The organism is Aeromicrobium chenweiae (assembly GCF_003065605.1).
GTDB lineage: Bacteria > Actinomycetota > Actinomycetes > Propionibacteriales > Nocardioidaceae > Aeromicrobium > Aeromicrobium chenweiae.
The window spans coordinates 3,255,527-3,277,622 of record NZ_CP026952.1 but is presented as its reverse complement, the minus strand read 5'-3'; the positions used below and the strand labels follow the sequence as shown (position 1 = coordinate 3,277,622).

General features: G+C 71.2%; 20 protein-coding genes. 13 read left to right on the top strand and 7 right to left on the bottom strand.

Annotated features, from left to right (window positions below):
* Positions 1–30 precede the first annotated feature (30 nt).
* Genes folP through C3E78_RS15955 form a run of 5 tightly spaced genes read left to right on the top strand, consistent with a single transcriptional unit; the run spans position 31 to position 2,749 of the window.
* Positions 31–831 carry a dihydropteroate synthase gene (gene folP, locus C3E78_RS15975; RefSeq protein WP_168217189.1) on the top strand — a complete coding sequence of 267 codons (801 nt, stop codon included), beginning with the start codon at positions 31–33 and terminating at the stop codon, positions 829–831.
* Entirely contained in the window at positions 828–1,274 is a 447-nt protein-coding gene (locus C3E78_RS15970) for a nuclear transport factor 2 family protein (RefSeq protein ID WP_108580087.1), read from the top strand. The genes folP and C3E78_RS15970 overlap by 4 nt, the downstream gene beginning before the upstream one ends.
* Positions 1,275–1,652: a dihydroneopterin aldolase gene (folB, locus tag C3E78_RS15965; RefSeq protein WP_108580085.1), complete on the top strand. Its 378-nt coding sequence runs from the start codon at positions 1,275–1,277 to the stop codon at positions 1,650–1,652.
* Positions 1,649–2,212, top strand: a complete 564-nt coding sequence (gene folK / locus C3E78_RS15960) for a 2-amino-4-hydroxy-6-hydroxymethyldihydropteridine diphosphokinase (RefSeq protein ID WP_108580083.1) — start codon at positions 1,649–1,651, stop codon at positions 2,210–2,212. Before folB ends, folK begins: the two co-directional genes overlap by 4 nt.
* A 24-nt stretch (positions 2,213–2,236) precedes the next feature.
* The gene (locus tag C3E78_RS15955; protein WP_108580080.1) at positions 2,237–2,749 is read left to right on the top strand and encodes a DUF3180 domain-containing protein; all 513 of its coding nucleotides are present in this window, start codon (positions 2,237–2,239) and stop codon (positions 2,747–2,749) included.
* 220 nt (positions 2,750–2,969) lie between these two features.
* Here the strand turns inward: C3E78_RS15955 and C3E78_RS15950 are convergent, their stop codons facing one another.
* The 4 genes from C3E78_RS15950 to C3E78_RS15935 form a co-directional block, all read right to left on the bottom strand.
* Positions 2,970–4,631 carry a DUF885 domain-containing protein gene (locus C3E78_RS15950; RefSeq protein ID WP_108580078.1) on the bottom strand — a complete coding sequence of 554 codons (1,662 nt, stop codon included), beginning with the start codon at positions 4,629–4,631 and terminating at the stop codon, positions 2,970–2,972.
* Positions 4,632–4,809: 178 nt separating this feature from the next.
* Complete coding sequence (locus C3E78_RS15945) at positions 4,810–5,952, bottom strand: NADH-quinone oxidoreductase subunit D (RefSeq protein WP_108580076.1); 1,143 nt, start codon at positions 5,950–5,952, stop codon at positions 4,810–4,812.
* A complete protein-coding gene (locus tag C3E78_RS15940) occupies positions 5,949–7,424 on the bottom strand; it encodes a polysaccharide pyruvyl transferase family protein (RefSeq protein WP_108580073.1) in 1,476 nt (491 codons plus the stop codon). Before C3E78_RS15940 ends, C3E78_RS15945 begins: the two co-directional genes overlap by 4 nt.
* Positions 7,421–8,350 (bottom strand): SAM-dependent methyltransferase, encoded by a 930-nt coding sequence (locus tag C3E78_RS15935; protein WP_108580071.1) that lies wholly within the window; start codon positions 8,348–8,350, stop codon positions 7,421–7,423. Before C3E78_RS15935 ends, C3E78_RS15940 begins: the two co-directional genes overlap by 4 nt.
* A gap of 35 nt (positions 8,351–8,385) precedes the next feature.
* On the opposite strand from C3E78_RS15935, the gene C3E78_RS15930 reads away from it, so the two are divergent.
* The 6 genes from C3E78_RS15930 to lysS all read left to right on the top strand — a co-directional run bounded on the left by C3E78_RS15930 (position 8,386) and on the right by lysS (position 14,609).
* Complete coding sequence (locus tag C3E78_RS15930; protein WP_108580070.1) at positions 8,386–9,852, top strand: glycosyltransferase family 2 protein; 1,467 nt, start codon at positions 8,386–8,388, stop codon at positions 9,850–9,852.
* Positions 9,853–9,969: 117 nt separating this feature from the next.
* Positions 9,970–10,872, top strand: a complete 903-nt coding sequence (locus C3E78_RS15925; RefSeq protein ID WP_235833670.1) for a Rossmann-like and DUF2520 domain-containing protein — start codon at positions 9,970–9,972, stop codon at positions 10,870–10,872.
* Positions 10,873–10,874: 2 nt separating this feature from the next.
* Positions 10,875–11,717: a pantoate--beta-alanine ligase gene (panC, locus tag C3E78_RS15920; protein WP_108580068.1), complete on the top strand. Its 843-nt coding sequence runs from the start codon at positions 10,875–10,877 to the stop codon at positions 11,715–11,717.
* Positions 11,714–12,148 carry an aspartate 1-decarboxylase gene (panD, locus tag C3E78_RS15915; RefSeq protein WP_108580066.1) on the top strand — a complete coding sequence of 145 codons (435 nt, stop codon included), beginning with the start codon at positions 11,714–11,716 and terminating at the stop codon, positions 12,146–12,148. Before panC ends, panD begins: the two co-directional genes overlap by 4 nt.
* Positions 12,149–12,158: 10 nt before the next feature.
* Entirely contained in the window at positions 12,159–12,956 is a 798-nt protein-coding gene (locus C3E78_RS15910) for a type III pantothenate kinase (RefSeq protein ID WP_199906844.1), read from the top strand.
* Positions 12,957–13,079: 123 nt separating this feature from the next.
* Positions 13,080–14,609 carry a lysine--tRNA ligase gene (gene lysS, locus C3E78_RS15905; protein WP_108580929.1) on the top strand — a complete coding sequence of 510 codons (1,530 nt, stop codon included), beginning with the start codon at positions 13,080–13,082 and terminating at the stop codon, positions 14,607–14,609.
* A 6-nt stretch (positions 14,610–14,615) separates the two neighbouring features.
* Here the strand turns inward: lysS and nhaA are convergent, their stop codons facing one another.
* Entirely contained in the window at positions 14,616–16,445 is a 1,830-nt protein-coding gene (gene nhaA, locus C3E78_RS15900; RefSeq protein WP_235833669.1) for a Na+/H+ antiporter NhaA, read from the bottom strand.
* Positions 16,446–16,683: 238 nt separating this feature from the next.
* Between nhaA and C3E78_RS15895 the strand changes: the two genes are divergently transcribed.
* Positions 16,684–19,194 carry an ATP-dependent Clp protease ATP-binding subunit gene (locus C3E78_RS15895; RefSeq protein WP_108580064.1) on the top strand — a complete coding sequence of 837 codons (2,511 nt, stop codon included), beginning with the start codon at positions 16,684–16,686 and terminating at the stop codon, positions 19,192–19,194.
* A 65-nt stretch (positions 19,195–19,259) separates the two neighbouring features.
* Here C3E78_RS15895 and C3E78_RS15890 read toward each other — a convergent pair whose 3' ends face one another.
* The gene (locus C3E78_RS15890; RefSeq protein WP_108580062.1) at positions 19,260–20,168 is read right to left on the bottom strand and encodes an HhH-GPD family protein; all 909 of its coding nucleotides are present in this window, start codon (positions 20,166–20,168) and stop codon (positions 19,260–19,262) included.
* 46 nt (positions 20,169–20,214) lie between these two features.
* On the opposite strand from C3E78_RS15890, the gene C3E78_RS15885 reads away from it, so the two are divergent.
* The gene (locus C3E78_RS15885) at positions 20,215–20,943 is read left to right on the top strand and encodes a hypothetical protein (RefSeq protein WP_135804835.1); all 729 of its coding nucleotides are present in this window, start codon (positions 20,215–20,217) and stop codon (positions 20,941–20,943) included.
* 21 nt (positions 20,944–20,964) lie between these two features.
* Here the strand turns inward: C3E78_RS15885 and disA are convergent, their stop codons facing one another.
* The gene (disA, locus tag C3E78_RS15880) at positions 20,965–22,065 is read right to left on the bottom strand and encodes a DNA integrity scanning diadenylate cyclase DisA (RefSeq protein WP_108580058.1); all 1,101 of its coding nucleotides are present in this window, start codon (positions 22,063–22,065) and stop codon (positions 20,965–20,967) included.
* Positions 22,066–22,096: the final 31 nt, after the last annotated feature.

The window sequence follows — 22,096 nt, the reverse complement described above, 5'->3', positions numbered from 1 at the left end:
CCCGGCCTTCCCCAGGACCGTTGCCTCGTCATGGGCGTCGTCAACGTCACGCCGGACTCGTTCTCCGACGGCGGCCGGTGGCTGGACGCCGACACCGCGATCCGGCACGGTCTGGAGCTCGTCAGGCAGGGTGCGGACCTGGTCGACGTCGGCGGCGAGTCCACGCGTCCGGGTGCGCTGCGGATCGACCAGGACGAGGAGCTGCGCCGCGTCCTTCCGGTGATCCGGGGTCTCGTCGCCGAGGGCGTGGTCGTGTCCGTCGACACGATGCGTGCCGCGGTGGCCCGGCAGTCGCTCGAGGCCGGCGCCCAGGTCATCAACGACGTGTCGGGTGGTCGTGCCGACCCGGACATGCGCTCGGTGGCCGCCGAGACCGAGGCGCCGATCGTGCTCATGCACTGGCGCGAGCACTCCGCCGTGATGCAGCAGCACACGCACTACGACGACGTCGTCGCCGACATCCGCGCCGAGCTGGGCCAGCAGGTGGACGGGGCGATCGCGGCCGGGGTGGACCCGTCGCGCATCGTCATCGACCCGGGCCTGGGCTTCTCCAAGACCGGCGAGCACAACTGGACCGTCCTCGCGCACCTCGACGCGTTCGTCGAGCTGGGCTTCCCCGTGCTGGTCGCCGCGAGCCGCAAGCGCTTCCTCGGCGAGCTGCTGGCCGACGACGGCGTGCTGCGGCCCGTCGACGGTCGCGACGCGGCCACGGCCGCCGTGACCACGCTGGCCGCGGCCGCCGGCGCGTGGTGCATCCGGGTCCACGACCCGGCCCCGTCCGCGGACGCCGTCCGCGTCGCCGCCCGCCTGCGGCAGGAGGGACGGCGATGAGCGAGACCGCGCTGGCCGTCCACCGGGCCTTCTACGACGCCGTCGAGACCGGCGACGCCGACCTCATGGCCACGCTGTGGGTCGACCACCCGCGCGTGTCCTGCGTCCATCCCGGGGCCGTCCCGCTGCGGGGCACGGGCGCGGTGCTCCGGTCGTGGACCGTGCTGATGGCCAACGTCAGCTACATCCAGTTCTTCCTCACCGACATCGACGTCACGACGTTCCCCCTCGGTGACGACGAGCCGACCATGGCCGTGATCGTCTGCACCGAGAACATCCTCTCGGGCGAGGGGATGTCGTCCCCGGACGCCTTCGCGGGAGGCAAGGCGCTGTGCACCAGTATCTTGGTCCGTGACCCGTCAGGAGGCAGGACGGCGGGTGACTGGAAGTTCTGGTCCCGCCACGCCTCCCCGATCGCCGACCTGGGCACGGAGGACCGCTGAATGGCCATTCCCGAGGGACTCGACCGCATCGACCTGCGCGGCATCGCCGCGCACGGGCACCACGGGGTGTTCGAGGACGAACGGCGCAACGGCCAGACGTTCATCGCGGACGTCAGCCTCGGCCTCGACCTGGGCCCGGCAGCACGCGAGCACGACCTGACCAAGACCGTCCACTACGGCGTCCTCGCGCAGCAGATACACGACGCCATCGTGAGCGACCCCGTCGACCTGATCGAGACGGTCGCGCTCCGTATGGTGGACTTGTGCCTGGCCGAAGAAGCGGTCCGATGGGCTAGCGTGACGGTGCACAAACCCGAAGCGCCCATCGCGGTGACGTTCCAAGACGTCGCCGTCACGATAGAGCGGAGCAAACTGTGACCGAAGCACCCACGCCGTACGTCCTCGACGCCGACACGATGACTGGTGGCATGCGCCCCATCCGTCAGGCCGTCCTGGCGATCGGATCCAACCTGGGTGGTCGGCTCGAACGGCTGCAGGGAGCCGTGTCCGCACTGGAGGACACTCCGGAGGTCACGATCGTCGCGATCTCGTCGGTGTACGAGACCGAGCCGGTCGGTGCGCCCGAGGGTTCCGGCAAGTTCCTCAACGCCGTGGTGCTGATCGACACGACGCTGACGGTCCACACGCTGCTGGACCGCGCACTCGCGATCGAGGACGCGTTCGGCCGTGAGCGCTCCGAGCCGGGAGCGCCGCGCAGCCTCGACGTCGACGTGATCGTCGTCGGTGACCGCATCGCGTCCGACGAGCACCTCGTCCTTCCGCACCCCCGCGCCCACGAGCGCGGCTTCGTGCTGGTGCCGTGGCTCGAGATCGACCCCGAGGGTGAGATCCCGGGCAAGGGCTTCGTCGCCGACCTGATCGCCGACGTCGACACGGGCGGCGTCGTCAAGCGCGAGGATCTCGAGATCCTTCTCTGATCTCGCGGGGATGATCGTGCAGCCATGAGGATGTCCCGACCGACACCGGTGTTGTTGATCGTCGCGCTGCTCGGCCTCGGGCTGATCGGCGGGCGGCTGACCCCACCGCTGATCGTCCGCCTCGACGGCACCCCGCCGCGCCTCGGGTGGATCGCGCCGCTGCTGCTTCTCGCCGGCGCCGTCGTCGTCGGCATGTTCGCGTGGAGCACGTGGCAGACCCTGCACAAGAAGCACGAACGCATGACCGCCGACCACGGCATCAAGATGCTGTCGCTCGCGAAGTCCTCGGCGATCGTCGGAGCGCTCGTCGCGGGCTACTACGGCGGCTTCGCGCTGGCGTACATCGACAGCCTCGACGCGATGCTGGGCCGGGAGCGGTTCATCCGCGGGCTGGCCGCGGCCGGCGCGAGCCTGCTGCTGATGATCGCGGGGCTCCTGCTCGAGCGGGCCTGCCGCCTGCCCGAGGACGACGACGAGGACGGCGACGGCTCGGGCGGCAAGGGCGGCAAGGGCCGCCCCGACCCCACCCCCGCCTGACCCCCCCCCACGCTGAGGGGAGACTCCCGCGCGCTGAGGGGAGCCTTCGGTCCGCCGAGGGGAGGCTTCGGTCCGCCGAGGGGAGGCTTTAACTCTCCCGTCACCGCGCGCAACTCTCCCGTCAGCGGGCGGGAGTCTCCCCTCACCGCGCGCAAGTCTCCCGTCGCCGGGCGCAACTCTCCCCTCAGCAGGCGGGAGTCTCCCGTCAGCGGGAGTGGGGCTAGGGGAGGAGGGCCGAGCGCAGGGTGCCGAGGCCGATGCTGCCGACCGCGAGCGCCTGGCGGTGGAACTCCTTGAGCCCGCCGGACTGCGGATCGGCGCCGTGGGCCGCGACCCACTCGTCACGCAGCTGCTCCCACATCCGCTGCCCGACCTTGTACGACGGCGCCTGCCCGGGCCAGCCGAGGTAGCGGTTGACCTCGAAGCGGACGAACGAGTCGTTCATGTTGACGTGCTGGGCCATGAACGAGAACGCGTCCTCGCCCGTCCACGTGCCGGTGCCGTCGGGCTTCGGCTTCTGCAGGTGGACCCCGATGTCCAGCACCACCCGTGCCGCGCGCATGCGCTGGCCGTCGAGCATGCCGAGCCGGTCGGCCGGGTCGTCGAGGTAGCCGAGCTCGGCCATGAGGCGCTCGGCGTACAGCGCCCACCCCTCGCCGTGCCCGGAGTTCCAGCTGAACCGGCGCCAGCCGTTGAGCTGGGCGCTGTTGTGCACCGCGAGGCCGCACTGGAGGTGGTGGCCCGGGACGCCCTCGTGATAGACCGTCGTGAGCTCGCGCCAGGTGTCGAACTCGGTGATGCCCTCGGGCACGCTCCACCACATGCGTCCCGCGCGCTGGAAGTCCTCGCTCGGGGGCGTGTAGTAGATGCCGCCCTCCTCGGTGGGCGCGATCATGCACTCCAGCCGGCGCATCGGCTCGGGAATGTCGAAGTGGGTCCGGCCGAGGTCGGCGACCGCCCGGTCGCTGGTCTCCTGCATCCAGGCCTGCAGCGCCTCGGTCCCGTGGAGCTTGCGCGCGGGGTCGTTCTCCAGGTGCGCGATCGCGTCCGCGACGCCACCGCCGGGGACGATCTCGCCGGCGATGCGCTCCTGCTCCTCGACCATGCGGCGCAGCTCGTCGATGCCCCACTCGTAGGTCTCGTCGAGGTCGATCGCGGCGCCGACGAACGCCCGCGAGGCCAGCGCGTAGTGCTCACGACCCACGGCGTCCTGCTCGGGCGCCACCGGGGCCAGGTCGTTCTCGAGGAACTCGACCATCGTCCCGTACGCCTCGGAGGCGGCCCGGGCGCCGGCGTCGAGATCGGCCTTGAGGGACGCCGGGACGTCCGCCCGCGCGGCGAGCGCAGCGAAGAAGCTGTCGGGCCCCACCTGCTTGCGGGCCTGGGCGGCGACCTCGCGCACCTGGCGGATGGCCGGGACGTTGCCCGCGGCGATGCCGATGCGCAGCGATGCGAGATACCCGGACATCGCGGCCGGGACGTTCTGCATCCGCCGGGCCACGTGCGACCAGTCGTCCTCGGTCTCGGTGCCCATGAGGTCGAAGATGTCGCGGAAGTCCTGGCTGGGGGAGGCGATCACGTTGAGGTCGCGCTGCCAGAAGCCGGCCTCGATCTTCTCCACGTCCAGCTCGAGGGTGCGGATCAGCTCGGCCCGCGTGATCGCGTCCGTGTCGTCCTCGACCGCGGTGGCGCGCACGCGGGCCAGGGCGGCGCGGGCGGCGTCCGCGTAGGCGGCGACCCCGTCGGGGGAGCGGTCCGCGTACTCGGACTCGTGACCCGGCCGGCCGAGGTGGATGTGCAGCTCCGGCTCGAGCGTCAGGAGCGTGTCGAGCCACTCCTCCGCGAGGTCGTCCATGGGCGTCGGGATGCGCTGGTCGGTCATGGTTCCGACCCTACGACCCCCGCGCCGCTCTGCCCGGCGACGGCTTCCGCGGATGCCGGTTTTCCGGGGTGGACGGTTTCCCACGGTACCGTGGGGTTTCGTCACCTACCTCGGGTCACAACACGCGGGGAGTGACAAATTCCCACGGTACCGTGGGAATCCGTCAACCGGGGGGGGGCTACTTGTCGATGTCGCCGACGACGAAGAACATCGAGCCGAGGATCGCGACGAGGTCGGCGACGACTGCTCCTGAGACGATCTCGGGCAGCACGGCGACGTTGTTGAACGACGCGGTGCGCAGCTTGAGGCGCCACGGCGTCTTCTCGCCCCGGGACACCAGGTAGTAGCCGTTCAGGCCGAGCGGGTTCTCGGTCCAGACGTACGTGGAGCCCTCCGGCGCCTTGAGGATCTTGGGCAGCCGTACGTTGACCGACCCCGGCGCCAGCTCGGCCAGCCGGGCCAGGCACGCGTCGGCCAGGTCGAGGGAGATCTTGGTCTGCTCCAGCAGCACCGCGAACCGCGCGTGGCAGTCGCCCTCGGTGCGCACCGGCACCCGCAGGACGTCCTGCAGCTCCCCGTACGCGAGGTAGGGCTCGTCGCGGCGCAGGTCCATGTCGAGCCCGGACGCACGCGCGATCGGCCCGGAGACCCCGTACGCCTCCACGAGCCCTGGCGACAGCACGCCGACGCCGACCGTGCGCGCCCGGAAGATCTCGTTGCCGAAGATCAGGTCCTCGAGCTCCTGCAGCCGCGTGCGGACGGTGGCGATCGCCGCGGACGCCCGCCCGGCCCATCCCGCGGGCAGGTCCTCCTTGAGGCCGCCGACCCGGTTGAACATGTAGTGCATCCGGCCGCCGGAGACCTCTTCCATGACCTCCTGGATGGTCTCGCGCTCCCGGAACGCGTAGAAGATCGGCGTGATCGCCCCGAGCTCCAGCGGGTAGGAGCCGAGGAACATCAGGTGGTTGAGCACCCGGTTGAGCTCGGCCAGCAGCGTGCGGATCCAGGTGGCCCGCTCGGGCACCTCCATGCCCAGCATGTCCTCGACCGCCAGCACGACGCCCAGCTCGCTGGAGAACGCGCTGAGCCAGTCGTGCCGGTTGGCCAGCACGATGATCTGCCGGTAGTCGCGGACCTCGAACAGCTTCTCCGTGCCGCGGTGCATGTAGCCGACGATCGGCTCGCAGGCCTTGACCCGTTCGCCGTCGAGCGTCAGCCGCAGCCGGAGCACTCCGTGCGTCGCGGGGTGCTGGGGCCCGATGTTGAGCACCATGTCGGTCGTGGCGAACCCGGTCCCGACGCTCGCGGTGACCTCGGTCATGACCGCCGGAACCAGCCCTTGACGCGGTGCGCCACCCGGCGGCCGAGCCCACGAGGCGAGCTGCGCTCGAGCCGCTCCAGCCGGGCGTACAGCTCGTCGATCTGGCCCTTCTGCGCCGTGATCTTCTCCGCGGTCTCGGCCTGGATGCGGGCGTGCCGGCTGCCGGCGCCGCTCCACGGCGGGTGCTCGAACGGCAGCTGGTACGCCTGCGGGTGCCGGGTGATGTCGAGCACCATGCCCTCACGGAGCCACCGCAGGCGCGACGCGATCTCGTGCCCGTCCGACGCGATGAGCGGGTGCACCGGCGGCGGGAACGTCGCGGCGGCCAGGCGCTCGTCGAAGTCACCGCGGCCGTTGCCCGGCGTCCAGATGTGCTCCAGCCCGTTCCGCTCGAGGAAGGCGGTGTACCGCGCGAATCCCTCGGGCATCGCGGCGTTGAACTCGGTGAGGTCGGTGGACGCGTAGAGGTCCTCGGCCCGCAGGTCCGCCGAGAGCTCCGGCATGAGCGTGTAGGGCATCCGGTGGTACTCCGCGAGCTCCAACGTGCGGGAGTCGTGGGCCAGCAGCAGCGCCGGGGTGCCGCCGAGGAGCGCCGCGACGTTGCCGTGGAACCGGGTCCCGTACGCGAAGTCCTGGGTGGCCATGAAGTCGTACCAGGTCCACGTGTCCAGGAACAGCCTCATGCGGTCCTGCTGGTAGATCGGGTGCTCGAGGTGCACCGGCACGAGCGGGTCGTGGACGTGCGGGAACGGCGTGCCCCACAGCAGCAGGCGCAGGTCGTTGGCGTCCTGGCCGATGTACGTGAGGTGCGGGTGGCGCTCGGCCTGGGCGGTCGCGAACGCCCCGATGCCGCGCACCTCGGGCGTCAGGTTGAGGGCCAGCCGGCTGTCCGGCGTGATCGCGTCGACGCGCTTGTCCACGCGGAAGTCCGGGCCGTGCAGGAACAGCGAGGGGCAACCGATCACGTCGACCGCGTCGTCGGGGAAGCCGAGGCTCAGCAGGTACGCCTTGGTGAACTCGCCCCGCACGCCGATCGACGCCGAGCGGTCCAGGACGGCGCCCACGAAGCGCTTGACCGTGGCGGACACGGGGGCGAGCGACTCGATGCCCTGGCCGTGCGCAGCCTGCGCGCCGATGCCGACGACGGTGACGGGGATCGACAGCTGCTCGACGAGGTCGGCCAGGCGAGAGAGGCGCGGCTCGAAGTCGGCGCGGAACGCGTTGGCCATCGGCACGACGAAGTGGTCGAACTCGTCGTCGATCCGCTGGGCGTCGCCGCGCTGCGGGACGACCCGCTCGGACAGGGTGCCGTTGGAGACGAGCTCGGCGGAGTCGGTCGACAACGCCTTCCACACCGAGTGCTGGAAGAGGTAGTTGCCGCTGTTGCTGTTGAAGACGTCCTGCGTCAACGTCGACTCCGCGACCACCGGGGTGAACGGATCCTTGCCTGATCGGATCAGCAGCCGGGTCATGTCGCTAGTGTTCCATGGCCGTGGGTGTCGCTGATGATCCACCAGAAGTCGCCGAGGCCGCCCCGGGCGCCGAGCTCGGCGGCCTCGCCCGCACGGCCGAGGTCCCGCAGGTACGCCGCGGGGTCGGTGCGCGCGAGCTCGAGAGGCGGCCGAGAGCCGTCGACGCCCAGCTGCGCGAGCGCCTCCCGCTGGCGCAGCACCGTGGCACCGACCGCCGCAGCGACCGCGTCGACCGCGACGTCCGCGGTCACGTCGCGGGACCCGTCGGGCCGGACGTCGACCTCCCGGCCGCCGCGGTAGGAGCGCAGGCTGCCGAACGGGGGACGGTCCGCGCGGCGGTGTCCGTAGTCGATCGCGACCGCGGTGCCCTCGACCCGCGCCACGGCCGCGCCCCACGCGGCGTCCCGGGTGGCGCCCACCTCGGCGCGCTGCCCCGGCTCGTCCAACGGCCACCAGGCGTCCAGCCACGCCGTGCCGCACGCCTCCCCGAGCGACTCCTCGCCGGTGCGCGGGTCCACCAGCACCTCGCGGACGACACCGGTGTCGTCCAGCTCGACGACGTCGCACGGCACGTTGTCGAGCCACTCGTTCGCGATCAGCAGGCCGTCGACCCGGTCGGGCAGCGACGCCTCCCAGCCGATGTCCTCGTGGAGGTCCACCGGGCGCGGCGCCACCTCGACGCCCAGGAGATGTACGCCGGGCAGCTGGGTGCGGAGGGCGGTCAGCAGCTCGCCGCCGCCCGCGCCGACGTCGACGACCGTTGCCGCGGACGTGCGCCGGGCCAGCTCGGCCACCGCCTCGGCGAACAGGCCGACGTGGACGCTGGTGCGGAAATGGTCGACGGGCCGCGACCGGCGGAAGAAGCCGTCCTCGCCGTAGAGGGCCTCGTCCCAGGCAGTGCGCCAGGGGAGCGGCCGGTTCGACATGGGGGCCACAGTAGGCCCCTCGCTATGCTCGGCGCGTGCATCGAGTCAGGCGAGGTCTGCGGCGCGTGCTCGCGACTCCGGTGGATCGCTGGCGCCAGCGCGACCGGCCGGTCCTGAGCGTCGTGGTGCCGGTCTACAACGGCGCTGAGCACCTCGACGAGGCGCTGCGCTCGATCCGCCGCCAGGACTACCGCCGCCTCGACGTCGTCGTGATCGACGACGGTTCCACCGACGACAGCCTGGCCATCGCACAGCGGCACGCCCGGGCCGACCGGCGCGTGACGGTGCTGTCGCAGCCGAACGCGGGGGTCGGCGCGGCCCGCCGGGCAGCGGTGGCCGCGGCGACGGGCACGTACCTCACCTTCATCGACGCCGACGACACCGTGACCCGTGGCGGCATCCGCGCGGCGATGGACGGGCTCGCGAGCAGCGGGTCCGACCTGGCCGTCATGCCCTATCAACGACTCGAGCGCACCGGCATCAAGCCGCCCGCGCCGTGGATCCGGGCCCTCCACGCCAGGCCCGCGAGCCACACGTCGCTGGCCGAGCGCCCGGACGTGCTGGTCAACGCGATCGCGTGCGCCAAGATCTTCCGCCGCTCGTTCTGGGACTCCCAGGCGCTGGAGTTCCCGACCGTGCTGCTCGCCGGCGACCAGATCGTCACCGCCCGGGCCTACCGGGACGCCGAGGGCATCGACATCACGAGTGCCGTGGCCTACAACTGGCGGCGCATGGACTCCTCGATCTCGCAGGGCCAGGTCACGCCGCAGGCCGTCCACGCCCGCTTCGACGCGATCGACGCGGTGCTCGAGCTGCTGGCGGACCTGCCGGACGTCCGGGCTGAGCGGGCCCTGCAGTACCTGCGCTACAACGTCCCCAACTCGACCCTCAAGCTGGAGCGGGCCGACGACGCGTACCTCGAGGCGCTGTTCGAGCGCGTTCCTCCTGTCGTCGCGGCCGCGCCGGCCGACCGGTACGGCGCCGAGGTCCCGGCCCAGCACCGCGTGCTCAACACGCTGCTGGCCGCCCGCGACCGCGACGCCGTGTGGCGCTTCGTGCAGGCCGAGGGGATGCAGCCGGAGATGCACCCGTCCGGCGAGGAGCCGGCGGGACGCACGGTCTACCTGCCCGGCTGGGGCGTGGACGACGTGCCTCCCGAGGCGTACGTCCTGACCGCCGAGCAGACCGCGGCCAGGGCCGTCGTCCGCGGGGTGCGCCGCGACGGGGCGGACCTGGTGCTCGACGTCGCGTCCTGGTTCGGCAACGTGGAGCCCGAGCACCCGACCCTCACGGTGAAGACCGACGGCGACCTCGTCGACGTGGTGTACGGCGGGGAGCCGTACGTGGTGACGTCCCGGCAGGGCGCCCAGCGTCGCTACTCCGGCTCCGGGTGGGTCGTCACCCTCCGCGGGGTGGGACGACGCGCGCCCGCCACGCTGACGGTGACCCTCGAGGACGGGCCGCGCTCCGGGACCGTCACGGCCCGCATCCCGCGATCCTGATCGCGACGTGTGACTTTCCGCATAGGTCGTACCCCTAGGCACTTCGGGAGCCGGGGATAGACTGAGGGCGTCAATTTGTCTGGTACCCGTCAGGGGCTGGAACGAAAGGCACCACACATGCTGCGTCCCACCATGGGCATCGTCGGAGCAGGCCGAGTCGGCTCCGTCCTCGCGTCCCGCTTCCGCGCCGCCGGCTACCCGATCGCCGGCGTCAGCGGCCGCTCGGAGGCCTCGCTGCTGCGCATCAGCACGCTGCTGCCGGGCGTCGACGTCCTCACCCCGGTCGAGATCGCGAGGGCCAGCGACGTCCTCGTCCTCGCCGTCCCGGACGATGCGCTCATCGCGGTCGCGGAGGAGCTCGCGGCGTCCGGCGCCGTCCGCCCCGGCCAGTACGTCCTGCACACGAGTGGGCGCCACGGGCTCGACGCGCTGGCCGCGCTGACCCGCCTGGGTGCGCGGCCGATCGCGTTCCACCCCGCCATGACCTTCTCGGGCACCTCGGTCGACTTCGACGGCGCCCCGGTCTTCGGACTGACGGCCGGCGAGGCCGAGCGGCCGCTCGCCGAGGAGCTCGTCGCCGCCCTCGGCGGCGTCCCGATGTGGGTGGCCGAGTCCGACCGCGCGCTCTACCACGCAGCCCTCGCCCACGGCGCGAACCACCTGGTGACCCTCGTGGCCCAGTCGATGGACCTGCTGCGCGGCGCGGGCGCCGAGGACCCGGCCGCGGTGCTGCGGCCGCTGCTGACCGCGGCGCTCGACAACGTCCTGGCGTACGGCGACGCGGCCCTGACCGGGCCGGTCGTGCGCGGGGACATCACGACGATCCGCGCCCACGTCGACGCCCTCGCGGCGGCGCACGTGGACGACGCCACCGTCGATGCGTACCTCGAGCTCGCCCGGGCCACCGCGCGCCGGGCCGAGGCCGATCACCGCCTCGCGCCCGCGACCGCGGGCACGATCCGCCAGGTCCTGGACGAGGCGGACTGGGACGCGATGGCGCACATCGCGTCCGGGATCTGACCATGACGACACCGGTCATCGCGCGCACCCGCGCCGAGCTCGCCGCCGCGCGCGGCACCGACACGGTCGCGTTCGTGCCCACGATGGGCGCCCTCCACGACGGCCACGTCCAGCTGCTCAAGCACGCCCGGCCTCTCGGCGAGACGCTCGTCGCCTCGATCTTCGTCAACCCCACGCAGTTCGCTCCCGGTGAGGACTTCGAGGACTACCCCCGCACGTTCGACGCAGACCTCGAGCGGTGTGCCGAGGCAGGGGTGGACGTGGTGTTCGCCCCCGCCGTCCCGACGATGTACCCGTCCGGGATGGTCGACACCGTCACGGTCGACCCCGGTCCGCTGGGCACGATCCTCGAGGGCGCGACCCGACCGACGCACTTCCGCGGCGTGCTGACCGTCGTGGCCAAGCTGTTCGGCCTCGTCCGTCCCGACGTCGCGGTCTTCGGCGAGAAGGACTATCAACAGCTCACGCTCATCCGCCAGATGGCGCGCGAGCTCGCCCTCGGCGTCGAGGTCGTCGGGTGCCCGACCGTGCGCGAGGCCGACGGTCTCGCGATGAGCTCGCGCAACCGGTACCTCACCGGCGACGAGCGGGAGACCGCCGTCGCCCTGTCCGCCGCCCTGCGCGCCGGGGTCGCCGCAGCCGCCGACGGCCCCGACGCGGTCCTCGCCGCGGCGCACGCGGTCATCGACCCCGCGGACGTCGACCTCGACTACCTCGTCCTGACCGATCCCGAGCTGGGCCCCGCCGTGCCCGGCCAGGATGCGCGGCTGCTCGTCGCAGCCCGCGTCGGCAAGCCACGGCTCCTCGACAACACCGGCCTCACCCTCGGAGGGAACCAGCCATGATCCGCACCATGATGAAGTCCAAGATCCACCGCGCCACCGTGACGCAGGCCGACCTGCACTACGTCGGCTCCGTGACGGTCGACGAGGACCTGCTGGACGCAGCGAACCTGCTGCCCGGCGAGCTCGTCCACATCGTCGACGTCGACAACGGCGCCCGCCTCGAGACGTACACGATCGCGGGCGAGCGCGGCTCGGGCGTGATCGGCATCAACGGTGCCGCCGCCCACCTCGTGCACCCCGGTGACCTGGTCATCCTCATCGCGTACGCCCAGCTGGAGGACGCCGAGGCGCGGACCTTCCAGCCCAGCGTCGTGTTCGTGGACGCGGACAACAAGGTGATGACGCTCGGCACCGACCCGGCCGAGGTGCCGGACGGCCAAGGCCTGGTCCGCGGGGACGTCGTCGACAACCCGCTCGTCGCCTCGCGCTGAGGCCGCGGCCATGATCCTGCTCTGCCTCGACGTCAGCAACAGCCACACGACGATCGGGGCGTTCGACCTCACGTCGGGCTCGGCGCAGGGCGAGCCGCTCGCCCACTGGCAGGTCGCGTCCGACGAGCGGCGCACCGCCGACGAGTGGCAGGTGCTCATCACGGGCCTCACGATCCGCTCGGGCATCGAGGAGATCGGAGCGGTCAGCCTGTGCTGCACGGTGCCGACGATCCTGGTCGAGCTGCGGTCGATGCAGGAGCGCTACTACGCCGACCTCCCGGTCTCGATCGTCGGTCCGGGCGTGCGGACGGGTGTGCCGATCCACACCGACAACCCGCGTGAGGTGGGTGCCGACCGCATCGTCAACGCCCTCGCGGCGGTGGAGCTGTACGGCGGACCGGCGATCGTGGTGGACCTCAACGGCACCGCGACGATCTTCGACGTCATCGACGAGGACAACCGCTACATCGGCGGCGCGATCGCCCCGGGCGTGGAGCTGTCGCTCGACGCCCTGGCGCGTCGGGGCGCACAGCTGCGGAGCGTCGAGCTGGCCCAGCCCCGCGACGTGGTCGGCAAGAACACCGTCGAGGCGATCCAGTCCGGCCTGGTCTTCGGGTCCGCGGGCCTGGTCGACGGCATGGTCACGCGCATCATCGAGTCGCTCGGCAGCGACCCCGACCACGTGGCGGTCATCGCGACGGGCACGTTCCCGCCGGCGGTCGTCGACAACTGCACGACGATCACGGCGCGCGACCCGTTCCTGACGCTGACCGGGCTGCGGCTCGTCCACGAGCGCAACCACGCCTGACGGGTCTCCGCCGGGTCCCGGCGGTCAAACCCAGATTCTCGCCACCGTCTCGCGGCACTAGAGTTGACCCTCGTGACCGACGCGACGAACCCCACCGCCATCGAGGACGATCTTCCCGAGCAGATGCGCGTCCGTCTGGACAAGCGCCAGCACCTGATCGAGCGCGGTGAGGAGCCCTACCCCGTCGTCGTCGAGCGCACCCACACGCTGAAGCAGGTGGTGGAGGCCTACGACCCCGAGGCCCTGGGCCCCGACACCCAGACCGGCGACACGGTCACGATCGCCGGCCGGGTGATCTTCGTCCGCGGCACCGGCAAGCTCGTGTTCGTCGTGCTCCGCGAGGGTGACGGCACGTCGCTGCAGGCCATGATCTCCCTCGGCGGAGTGGGCGAGGAGCGCCTCGCGGACTTCAAGTCGACCGTCGACATCGGTGACCACCTCGCCGTGACCGGTGAGGTCATCACGAGCAAGCGCGGCGAGCTGTCGGTGATGGCGACGGCATGGCAGCTCGCGGCCAAGACGGTCCGCCCGCTGCCCAACGAGCACAACCCGCTGTCGGACGAGGCGCGCAGCCGGATGCGGTACGTCGACCTGATCGTGCGGCCCGAGGCCCGCGACAACGTCCGGGTCAAGGCCAAGGTCATGCAGTCGCTGCGGTCGACGCTCGACCGCCTGGGCTACGTCGAGGTCGAGACCCCCGTGCTGCAGCACACCAACGGCGGCGCGGCGGCCCGCCCGTTCCGCACCCACGTGAACGCGTTCGACGAGCCCGCGCTCCTGCGCATCGCCCTCGAGCTGCACCTCAAGCGTGCCCTGGTCGGCGGCATCGACAAGGTCTACGAGATGGCCAAGACGTTCCGCAACGAGGGCGTCGACAACACCCACAACGTCGAGTTCCTCATGCTCGAGGCGTACGAGGCGTACGGCTCGTACGACACCATGGCGGTCCTGACCCGCGAGCTCGTCATTGACGCGGCCCGTTCGGTCGGCAAGACGGTCGTCACGGGGCGCGACGGGTCGACGATCGACCTGGAGTCCGAGTGGCGCCACGCGACCGTCCACGACCTGGTCAGCGAGGCGGTCGGCCGCACGGTCGACACCGACACGCCGGTCGAGGAGCTCGTCGCGCTGGCCGCGAAGCACGAGGTCGCCCTGCAGGACGGCTGGGACGCCGGCGAGATCGTCCTGGAGCTGTACGAGAAGCTCGTCGAGCACACCCTGATCCAGCCGACGTTCGTGCGCGACTACCCCGAGTCGGTCCGCCCCCTGGCCAAGAAGCACCGCACCAAGCCCGGCCTGGTCGAGGCCTGGGACCTGATCATCAACGGCGTGGAGCTCGCTCCGGCGTACTCCGAGCTCAACGACCCGGTCATCCAGCGCGAACGCCTCGAGGAGCAGGCCCGCCAGGCGGCAGCCGGCAACCCCGAGGCCAACGACGTGGACGAGGACTTCCTGCGGGCGCTCGAGTTCGGCATGCCCCCCGCCGGTGGCCTGGGCTTCGGCGTCGACCGCCTCGTGATGCTGCTGCAGGGCATCGGCATCCGCGACGCGATCTTGTTCCCGACGACGAAGTCGGAGGGAACCGAGAGGCACCGTCCGACGACGAAGTCGGAGGGAACCGAGAAGCACCGTCCGACGACGAAGTCGGAGTAGCGCGGCCTACGAGCTGCGGGAGGCCTCGAGCGCCGCGATCATCGTCGGCGCGTCCCAGTGCCCGATGTGTCGCCGGGTGCCGACGAAGAACGTGGGCGTCCCGTCGAGGTCCATGAGGTCGGCGTCCTCCTCGTCCTCGGCCACCCGCTCGGCCACGTCGTCGGAGTCCAGGTCGAGCTCGAACCGGTCGAGGTCCAGGCCGATCTCGTCGGCGTAGCGCACGAGGTCGAGCCGCTCGAGGTGGTCCTGGTTGGCCCACATCATGCCCGACATCTCGTTGCGCCTGCCCTGCCGGTCCGCCGCCTCGTACGCGCGGGCGGCGAGCTCGGCGTGCGGGTGGTGCTGGCGCAGGGGGAGGTGCCGCCACACCCACGCGATCTCGTCACCGAAGTGGTTGACCACCTCGGTGACCATCCCGGTGGCCTTGCTGCAGAACGGGCACTCGAAGTCGCCGTACTCGACGAGCACCAGCGGGGCGTCGGGCCGCCCGAAGTAGTGGTCCCGCCGCGGGTCGAAGGGGCGCAGGAGCGTCGCGCCCGGCTGGGTCACCGGGTGGCGGCGGTCGAGCGAGCTCAGGATGAGCCAGCCGAGGACGAATGCGATCACGGACGCCATCAGGACGCCGACCCGCGCCTCGTCCTGCAGGGCGGGGGACTCGATCGCGATGCCGACGATCAGCAGGGAGATCGTGAACCCGATCCCGGACAGTGCCGCACCGCCCGCGATCCGCCCGATCGTCAGGCCGGGGGCGAGGACGCCGATCCCGGTCCGTCGCACGAGCATCGTCGCGCCCGTGATGCCCACGAGCTTGCCGACGACGAGGCCGGCCACGACGCCCCACGTCAGGGACGAGGTCAACGACCTCTCCAGGGTGGGGCCGTCGAGGACGACGCCGGCGTTGGCGAGCGCGAAGACCGGCAGGATCACGTACGCGACGTAGGGGCCGAAGGACCGTTGCAGCCGTTCGTTGATCGAGATCGAGTCGCGGAGCTGCCGGCTCGCGGCCGCGGCGTAGGCGGGGTTGGGGGACTGGCGGAATGCCCGCGTCAGCTCGACCACGCGCTCGACGTCGTGACGTGCGGGCTCCGCAACCGGGATGAGCAGGGCGACCGCCACGCCCGCCAGCGTGGCGTGCACCCCTGCCTCGTGCAGACCGAACCAGACGACGACCGCGAGGGTGGTGTAGAGCGGTCCCCGTCCGGACGGCAGGAACCGGACCATCGCGATGAGGGCCAGTGCCGCGAGCGCGACGGCGAGCGGGCCGACGCGCACCTCGTCGGTGTAGAACAGTGCGATGGCCCCGAGGGCGCCGATGTCGTCGACGACCGCCAGGGTCAGCAGGAACACCCGCAGGCGCGCCGGGTGGCTGGGTCGGATCAGGGCCAGGGCGCCCACCAGGAACGCCGTGTCGGTCGAGATGACCACCCCCCAGGCGTGGGCGGCGCCCGAGCTGCCCGCCACGATCCAGAAGACGAGCGCCGGCAGGGCGAGCCCGGCTGCCGCAGCAGCGGCCGGGACGATCGCGCGCGAGCGATCGGTCAGCGCGCCGATCGTGAGCTCGCGCTTGACCTCCAGGCCGACCGCGAAGAAGAAGAACGCCATCAGGGCGTCGTTGACCAGGTGGTAGAGGTCCAGGTGGACCGCGGAGTCGCCGAGCGACAGCTTCACGTCGGTGCTCCAGAACCGTTCGTAGCTGCCCGAGATGTTCGCCCAGGCGATCGCGACGATCGTCGCGGTCAGCAGCAGCATGGCCCCCATCTGCTCGGACTCGGTGGCAGCGACGGCTCGCCGCCACCGCTGCATCGCAGGCTCGATCGTCATGTCCGCGTCGCTCACGTGGTCAGCAACCTCCCTGCGTCCGGGGTTGTTCCGTGGGTCTCATCATGGCGCAGAATCGCAGCCGTGAGGCGAGAAGCCCTGCGCTGCCGGTCCAGGACCGTCGTAGCCCATTACGCCCACGGCGAACGGGGGAACGTCTTGCGGGTGGTGACGGTTGGGTAACACATATGGACGTGGTTCGTGCGAATTTCCGTGCGGGCCTAAACTGAACGGATAGTCCATCAGAGGGGACGCCATGTTCGAGAGATTTACTGACCGCGCTCGTCGTGTGGTCGTGCTTGCCCAAGAAGAGGCACGCATGCTCAGCCACAACTACATCGGCACGGAGCACATCCTCCTGGGTCTGATCCACGAGGGCGAAGGCGTCGCTGCCAAGGCCCTCGAGAGCCTCGACATCTCGCTCGAGGCCGTCCGTGGACAGGTCGAGGACATCATCGGCCAGGGCCAGCAGGCGCCCAGTGGACACATTCCGTTCACCCCCCGCGCCAAGAAGGTCCTCGAGCTCAGCCTCCGCGAGGCGCTGCAGCTCGGCCACAACTACATCGGCACCGAGCACATCCTGCTCGGTCTCATCCGCGAGGGTGAGGGTGTCGCCGCACAGGTGCTCGTCAAGCTGGGCGCCGACCTCAACCGCGTGCGCCAGCAGGTCATCCAGCTGGTCAGCGGCTTCCAGGGCAAGGAGGCGGAGGCTGCGGGTGCTCCCAGCGAGTCCGCCCCCAGCACGTCCGCAGTGCTCGACCAGTTCGGCCGCAACCTGACCCAGGCCGCCCGCGAGGGCAAGCTCGACCCGGTCATCGGTCGCGACGACGAGGCAGAGCGCGTCATGCAGACGCTGTCGCGCCGCACCAAGAACAACCCGGTGCTCGTGGGCGAGCCCGGCGTCGGCAAGACCGCCGTCGTGGAGAGCCTCGCCCAGGACATCGTCCGCGGCGACGTCCCCGAGACGCTGAAGGACAAGCAGATCTACACGCTCGACCTCGGCGCGCTCGTGGCCGGCTCGCGCTACCGCGGTGACTTCGAGGAGCGCCTGAAGAAGGTGCTCAAGGAGATCCGGACGCGCGGCGACATCATCTTGTTCATCGACGAGATCCACACCCTGGTGGGTGCGGGTGCCGCCGAGGGCGCGATCGACGCGGCCAGCATCCTCAAGCCGATGCTGGCTCGTGGTGAGCTGCAGACGGTGGGCGCCACGACGCTCGACGAGTACCGCAAGCACTTCGAGAAGGACGCGGCGCTCAACCGCCGCTTCCAGCCGATCCTCGTCGAGGAGCCGTCGGTCAGTGACACCGTCGAGATCCTCAAGGGGCTGCGCGATCGCTACGAGGCGCACCACCGCGTCTCCATCACCGACGAGGCCCTCGTGGCCGCGGCGACGATGGGCGACCGCTACGTCTCGGACCGGTTCCTGCCGGACAAGGCGATCGACCTGATCGACGAGGCGGGTGCGCGCCTGCGCATCCGTCGCATGGCGACGCCGCCGGAGCTCAAGGAGTTCGACGAGAAGATCGCCGACGTCCGCCGCCGCAAGGAGGGGGCGATCGACGCGCAGGACTTCGAGGCCGCTGCCTCGCTGCGCGACGAGGAGAAGAAGCTCATCAACGCCAAGGCGGAGCGCGAGAAGGCCTGGAAGTCCGGCGACCTCGACACCGTCGCGGTCGTGGACGAGCAGCTCATCGCTGAGGTCCTCGCGAAGGCCACCGGTATCCCGGTCGGTCAGCTCAGCGAGGCCGAGTCGAGCCGCCTGCTCAACATGGAGGCCGAGCTGCACGAGCGGGTCATCGGTCAGGACGAGGCCATCAAGGCCCTGTCGCGGGCGATCCGTCGTACGCGAGCGGGTCTGAAGGACCCCAAGCGTCCGGGTGGATCGTTCATCTTCGCCGGACCCTCGGGTGTCGGCAAGACCTGGCTGTCCAAGGCGCTGGCGAACTTCCTGTTCGGCGACGAGGACTCCCTGATCCAGCTCGACATGTCGGAGTACAGCGAGAAGCACACCGTCTCGCGCCTCTTCGGCTCGCCTCCGGGCTACGTCGGCTACGAGGAGGGTGGCCAGCTCACCGAGAAGGTGCGCCGCAAGCCGTTCTCCGTGGTCCTGTTCGACGAGATCGAGAAGGCCCACCCCGACATCTTCAACTCGCTGTTGCAGATCCTCGAGGAGGGCCACCTGACCGACGGTCAGGGTCGCGTCGTCAACTTCAAGAACGCGGTCGTCATCATGACCACCAACCTCGGTGCGCGGGAGATCTCGAAGGGCGTCAACCTGGGCTTCAGCCAGGCCGGCGACACCGCGGGCTCCTACGCGAAGATGAAGGAGCGCGTGTCGATCGAGCTCAAGCAGCACTTCCGGCCTGAGTTCCTCAACCGTGTGGACGAGATCATCGTGTTCCCGCCGCTGACGCAGGACGAGATCTTCCAGATGGTCGACATGATGATCGCGTCGCTGGAGAAGCGTCTGGCCGAGAAGGACATGAACATCGAGCTCACGATGGAGGCCAAGGAGCTGTTGTCGAGGCGTGGCTTCGACCCGGTCCTGGGTGCTCGTCCGCTGCGCCGCACGGTGCAGCGCGAGATCGAGGACGTCATGGCCGAGAAGCTGCTCTACGGCGAGCTCCGTCCGGGACAGATCGTCCTGGTCGGCGTCGAGGGCGAGGGCGTGGAGGCAGTCTTCACGTTCGAGGGCCGCAACAAGGCCGAGCTCGAGCTCGAGATGCCCGAGGTCCCGCCGGCCGTCGAGGCCGGAGCGGAGTAGACACCGGTCCCACCACGACGAAGCCCCCGCAGCCCGGCTGCGGGGGCTTCGTCGTGCCCCGGGGGTCAGCGCGGCCGGTGGCCGGGGAGCGCGAACGAGTCGTCTCCGACCGGCTCGACGAGCCGGTCGGCCACGAGCCCGTCGAGGCACCGCTCCCGCTGCTTGGCGTCGGGCCACACGGCGTCGAGCGATGCCTTCTCCACCGGGCCCGGAGCGTCGCGCAACAGGGCCAGGAGGCGTCCCCGGCACTGCCGGTCGGTGCCGTCCCAGGCTTGGCCCCGACGGGCCGGTCCGTCGTACGCCGGGAAGCCCGCGGCGCGCCACCGGCAGATGTCGGCGACCGGGCACTCCTCGCAGCGGGGTGAGCGCGCGGTGCAGACGAGCGCACCGAGCTCCATCGTCGCGGCCGCCCAGCGGTGCGCGTCCGCGACCGGCACGAGCGTGGTGGCGAGCTCGCGCTCGGCGGCCGTCACGCCGGCCGCAGGGAACTGGACCCCGGACACGACCCGGGCGAAGACCCTGCGGACGTTGGTGTCGAGGACGACCGCCCGTCCGCCGAAGGCGAACGACTCGACTGCCGCAGCGGTGTAGTCGCCCACTCCGGGCAGGGCGAGCAGCTCTTCGCGGGAGTGCGGCACCTCGCCGCCGTGCCGCTCCACGATCGCCACCGCCGCTGCGTGCAGCCGCAGTGCCCGGCGGGGATAGCCGAGCCGTCCCCACGCGCGCACGGCCTCCCCGGTCGCCTCCGCGGCGAGGTCCGCCGGGGTCGGCCACCGCTCGAGCCACGCGGCGTACACGGGCAGGACGCGTGCGACCGGCGTCTGCTGCAGCATGAACTCCGACACCATGACGGCCCACGGCGAGGCGTCCCGACGCCACGGCAGGTCACGTGCCGCGTCGTCGAACCAGCCCAGGACCTCCTCGTGGAACCGGGCGAGGTCGCTGACCGGGAATGGAGGGTTCGGGGTCGTCATGGCGCGTCGATCTTCGCACGGGCGCCCAGCCGCCTATCGTTGGACCGTGAGCCAGCGCAGGTTGCCCGCCGAGATCTATTGGCGTCGACGACTCGTCGTGCTGGCGGTGCTCATCGCCCTGGTGTGGGTCGTGCTCCAGCTCGTGGGCGGGGGAGACGACGAGAAGCCGGCCGCGCGTCCGACCGCCACCGCGACCACCCCGACCGTCGCTCCGACCCCGGAGACCAAGACCAACGGCCTCGTCGACGTCGCCCTCGTCACCGACAGCGCGCCGTGCGATCCCGAGACGGTCCGCATCACGCCGTCCGTGCGCCCCGGCCAGCTCGCCAGGACGACGGTCGAGATCGGCCTCGTGGTCAGCTCGAGCGCCACCTCGGCCTGCACCCTCAAGCCCGCGGATGCGGACGCGATCGCGGTCATCAGCGCGAACGGCACGGCGGTGTGGGACTCGACGGTCTGCAAGGTCTCCCCGCTGACCGACCCGGTCGCGCTCACCCCGGGCTGGTCGACCATGACGTCGGTGACGTGGACCGGGCGCGGCTCGGGCTCGACCTGCACGTCCAAGCAGGACTACGCGTCGCCGGGCAAGTACTCCGTCCAGATCGGCACCCTCGGCGGGGAGCCGGGCAAGGCCACGTTCACGCTCGAGGCCAGGCCGCGACCGGCGAGAACCACGCCGACGCCGAAGAAGACCAAGGCGACGAAGACGACGCCCTCACCCTCGAAGGCGACCCCGAAGCCGCCCAAGGGCACGACGAAGCCGGCTGACGACTAGACCGTCGCGGCTCCGCGACGGTCAGACGTACCGCTCGAGGATGCTGGACTCCGCGAGCCGGGACAGGCCCTCGCGGACGCCGCGGGCGCGCAGGTCGCCGACGCCGTCGACGTTCTGCAGGTCCTCGATGCTCGCGGCCAACAGCTTCTGCAGCGAGCCGAAGTGCTCGATGAGTCCCTCGACGACCGAGATCGGCAGCCGGGGGATGCGCGCCAGCAGGCGGTAGCCGCGGGGGGCGAGGGGGCCGTCGAGCGTCTCCTCGGTGCCGATGCGCAGCGCACGGGCGACGGCGCCGAGATCGACCAGGTGGGTCGACTCGATCGCCGCGAGCTCGGCCAGGACCGCCTCGAGCGGCCGGCCACGACGGCCCGTGGGCATGTAGTCGCGGATGATGAGCTCCCGCTCGGCGTCGACGCCCGCGATGAGCTCCTCGAGCTGCAGGGCGAGCAGGCGCCCGTCCGTGCCGAGCTCGAGGACGTAGGTGTCGATCTCCCCGGCGATGCGGCTGACCATCTCGAGCCGCTGGGCGACCGCGGAGACGTCGCGCACGGTGACGAGGTCCTCGATCTCGAGCGCGGACAGCGCGTCGGAGACCTCGTCGAGACGGTTGCGGTAGCGCTCCAGCGTCTGCAGGGCCTGGTTGGCGCGGCCGAGGACGGCGCCGGTGTCCTCCAGGACGTGGCGCAGGTTCTCGAGGTAGAGCGCGATGATGTGCATCGATGCGGAGACCGAGATGACCGGGACGCCGGTCTGCCGGGCGACCCGGTCGGCGGTGCGGTGGCGGGTGCCGGTCTCCTCGGTGGGGATCGACGGATCGGGCATGAGGTGGACGCCGGCCATCACGATGCGGCTCGCGTCCTTGTCGAGGATGATCGCGCCGTCCATCTTCGCCAGCTCGCGCAGTCCGGTCGCCGTGAACGGGACGTCGAGCGCGAAGCCGCCGGTCGAGATCGCCTCGACGCTCTTGTCGTGGCCGACGACGATGAGGGCGCCGGTGCGGCCGCGGAGGATGCGCTCGAGGCCTTCGCGCAACGCCGTCCCGGGGGCCACCGAGGACAGGGTCGCGCGCATCCGTGCTGATGCGTCCTGAGACGCCGCCAGCCGTTCTGCAGCCGTTGCCATCACCCGCCCCCTTTCACTGATCCGTGAGTGA